Raw genomic sequence first — 3,583 nt, 5'->3', positions numbered from 1 at the left:
CCGGTCGCCGGCAAACCCCTGATCGCCCGCTTCGACGCCGCACGGCTATCTTCCGATGGCGGTGTGCTGGCACTGCGCGATATCGAGCGCCGCATCGGCATCGCCAATCGCCCGGCCGCCTGCCTCAAGGAAACGCGGACGCCGGAGGCGGGGCCCGGCACAGCCTGGCCGACATCATCCGCTTCCGCCTGCTGATGATCGCGGCCGGCTCCGAGGATGGCAACGAAGCCTGTGCCCTGCGGCACGATCCCGCCTCCAGGCTCGCCCTCGACCGCCTGCACGACGCCGCGGCGCGTGCTCGCAGCCGCTCATCTGGCGGCTTGAGAACTTGCCCGATCTGCGCGTCCTACTGCGCATAGGGCGCGCCATGATCGGGCTCTATCGATATTTTCTGCAGCCACATCACGGACATCGCAGAGGAGCTATAGGGCATTATGCCGTGCAGCGGCCCCGCGAAGCGGATGCGCGACACGCCGCGTAATCCGTACTGGCGCTCAAGACGCGGCGCGCGCTGGTGTCTCAAGCTTGCCTCATCCAGCGGGATGAAAGAGCGCTGCAGCAGCGTTGCGTGGCGACCGCATCCCATGCAACGCTCTCCGAAAATGAGGAAACAAGCGCACATGAAGCGCATAGACGCGGCAACCCTCAAGGGTTGGATCGGCGACGGTCAGGAATTAGCCATTCTCGACGCACGGGAGGAAGGTGGCTTCGGCCCGTCTCATCTCTTCTGGGCAGTACCGTGCCCGCTGTCGCGCATGGAATTGCGCGCCCCCGCGCTGCTACCGCGGCTTGATGTGCGGATTACTTGCGTCGACGGCGGCGAGGGATGTGCGGAGATTCTGGCGGCCTATCTCCTGTCACTGGGCTGTTCGGATGTATCGGTTCTGTCGGGCGGCACGCCTGCCTGGGTCGCCGCAGGCTACGTCGCCTTTTCCGGCGTGCATGTGCCATCCAAGGCCTTCGGCGAATGGGTGGAGCATCACTACGAAACGCCGTCGGTGAGTGCGCAGGAACTGCACGCCATGATCACCGAGAAGCGCGACATGGTGATCCTAGACAGCCGCCCGATGGAGGAGTTCGTCCGCATGTCCATTCCCGGCGGCATCGACGTGCCGGGCGGGGAGCTGGTCTATCGCTTCGGCGAATTCGTGACGCGGCCGGAGACGCTGGTGGTGGTGAATTGCGCGGGCCGTACGCGCTCCATCATGGGCGCTGAATCGCTGCGCAGCGCCGGCATCCCGAACGAGGTCGTCGCCTTGCGCAACGGCACCATGGGCTGGGAGCTGGCGGGCTTCACCTGCGCACATGGCCGCACGGAGAGCTACCCTAGCCGCCTGCCGCCCGATGTGGAGACGGCCCTTTCACGGGCCGATCGCTTCGCGCGGCAGCACGGCGTGCGCTTCATCACCCGCGCGGAGCTCGCCGCGCTGACCGCAGACGCCACGCGGACGACGCACGTGCTGGATGTGCGCGCACCAGAGGAATACGCCGAGGGGCATCTGGCCTCTAGCTTGAACGCGCCGGGCGGCCAGCTCGTGCAATCGGTCGACATGTGGGTGGCAGTGCGGCACGCCCGCATCGTGCTGGTGGATGATACCGGTGTGCGGGCGCGCATGTCGGCCGGCTGGCTGCGGCAGCTTGGCGGCTGGGAGGTCTTCGTTCTGACCGACGGTCTGTCCGGCCGGCTGGAGAGCGGCATACCGCAGCCACCATGCCCGGAGGCCGACGCCATCCATGTGCCACAGATTTCTCCCGCCGAACTCGCCGCGATGGCGACAGCAGGCTCGGTGCAGGTGGTGGACTTGGCTCGCTCGGTCCAGTTCCGCGCTGGACATGTGCCGAGCGCGATCTGGGGCCTGCGCGGACGGCTGGCCCGCATCGCGAAGCATCTCACGGGGGACCGTCAGGTGGTGGTGACTGCGCCCGAGGCGGCGCTGGCGAAGCTTGCCGTGCCGGAACTTCGGGCCCTCGTCTCCGCGCCCGTGAAGCTTCTGACCGGCGGTACCGCCGCGTGGAAGGCTGCGGGCTTCCCCATGCAGGCCGATCGTCGCAACCCTGAGGACCGCGATTGCGAGGACGTTCACCTACTGCCCTTCGACCACAATGACGGCGTGGAGGAAGCAATGCTCGCCTACCTGGCGTGGGAAGTGGATCTGGTGAATGAGGTCCACAAGGATGGCGACGCCCCCTTTGGCGCGTGGCGGTCGTGATGGCGCGCCCCCTCCCCCGCCGCGGCCTTCTGACGGCGCCGGCCCTGCTTCTGCCGCTTGCCGCCCATGCGCAAAGCTGGCGCCCCACGCAGCCGGTGCGCGTGGTGATCAGCGCGGCGCCCGGCGGCACGCTCGATATTCACGCGCGCGCCACTCAGGCCATCCTGTCGAACCGGATGGGCCAGCCGATCATCGTCGAGAACCAGGGCGGCGGCGCGGGTCTTGTCGGCAACCAGATGGTGGGGCGTGCGGCGCCGGACGGGCTGACCATGGTGGTCGCCTCGGGCGATGGCCTGGTGCTACAGGATATTCTGGTGGGCGCGCGGCAGGGGCGGGCGCGGAACCGGCTGCGCCCGGTCACTATGACAATCACAGCGGCGCAGTTGCTGTGCACGCATCCCCGTTCCGGCATCCGGACCGTCGACGAGTATTTCACTGCGCTGCGAGCCCGTGGCGACCGCGTGACGCTGGCGGTGCCCGGCATAGGTGGCGTCGCACACATCATCAGCGAGATGGTGAACCGCACGCTCGGCCTGCAGGTCACGCATGTTCCCTATCGCGGCGGTGGGCCTGCCACGATTGACCTGCTGGCAGGTCAGGTGGATGCGATGATCATCACGCTGCCTGCCGTCACCTCGCATGTGCGCGAGGGCCGCATCGTGCCCCTGGCCGTCTCAACCCTGGCGCGGGACCCGGCGATGCCCGATACGCCGACCTTTGCCGAGAGCGGCGTTCCCGGCCTCGATGTGCCTAGTACGCAAGGTGTCCTGGTGCCTGCAGGAACGCCCGATAGGGTTGTGGACGCTTGGTACGAGGCCCGGAAATTCGCGCTCTCGGACGGTGGCGTGCGCGCGCGGCTACAGGGCCTGGGCTTTGTCATCCAGGCCAGCACCCCCGCCGAATTCGACCATGTGCTAAACGATGCCGAGGCGCGCTTCTCAGAAGTAATTTCCACCGCAGGCATCCGTGGCGAGGATGGCTAAGTTAGGGGAAGGAACGATCCGATCTAGGTTCAATCGGGCGCGGTGGGTATCCGCAGGATCGAGACTGTCTTTGGCTCAGCTACGCGGCCTGAGCCATGTGCTGCTTTCCATGCGTCAGATCGGCGCAGTCGAGGAAAGTCTGCGGGGGTGTCCTCAAGGGGCGGCAAGTGACGCAAACCGTGAGACGCGTCTCATGGACACCAGCGAAGGTTCGAATCCGGTTCCCACTGCTGCTCCAGTTGGCTTTCCAACCCCCTTCTCCAATTTACAGACATTCGGTTTCAGGGCCAAGCTCCGCGGACGTTTGCGCGATAGGCTTGGGAATTGCTCTCGGCGGAAAAGCCCATTTTCTCTCTCCGCGGGGCCATTTCTCTCCATGGCTTGGGACTT

General features: G+C 66.5%; 2 protein-coding genes and 1 pseudogene. All 3 read left to right on the top strand.

The window, feature by feature from the left end; all coding sequences use genetic code 11:
- A pseudogene (locus ABWP84_RS18355) lies at nt 1–382 on the top strand (transposase); the annotation flags it as partial.
- Nucleotides 383–620: 238 nt separating this feature from the next.
- On the top strand, nt 621–2,210 hold the full coding sequence (locus tag ABWP84_RS18350; protein ID WP_353213470.1) for a rhodanese-like domain-containing protein: 1,590 nt from the start codon (nt 621–623) through the stop codon (nt 2,208–2,210).
- Entirely contained in the window at nt 2,210–3,193 is a 984-nt protein-coding gene (locus ABWP84_RS18345; RefSeq protein WP_353213469.1) for a tripartite tricarboxylate transporter substrate binding protein, read from the top strand. The genes ABWP84_RS18350 and ABWP84_RS18345 overlap by 1 nt, the downstream gene beginning before the upstream one ends.
- The last annotated feature ends 390 nt before the right edge of the window (nt 3,194–3,583 follow it).

Origin of the sequence: Rhodovarius sp., from assembly GCF_040399605.1 — a bacterium.
Lineage (GTDB): Bacteria > Pseudomonadota > Alphaproteobacteria > Acetobacterales > Acetobacteraceae > Rhodovarius > Rhodovarius crocodyli_A.
This window is presented reverse-complemented; position numbering and strand designations above follow the sequence as displayed.

Excerpts from the sequence above, each read along its gene's own strand:
- ABWP84_RS18345 (WP_353213469.1), top strand. The coding sequence starts at position 2,210 with ATGGCGCGCCCCCTCCCCCGCCGCGGCCTTCTGACGGCGCCGGCCCTG.
- ABWP84_RS18350 (WP_353213470.1), top strand. The coding sequence starts at position 621 with ATGAAGCGCATAGACGCGGCAACCCTCAAGGGTTGGATCGGCGACGGT.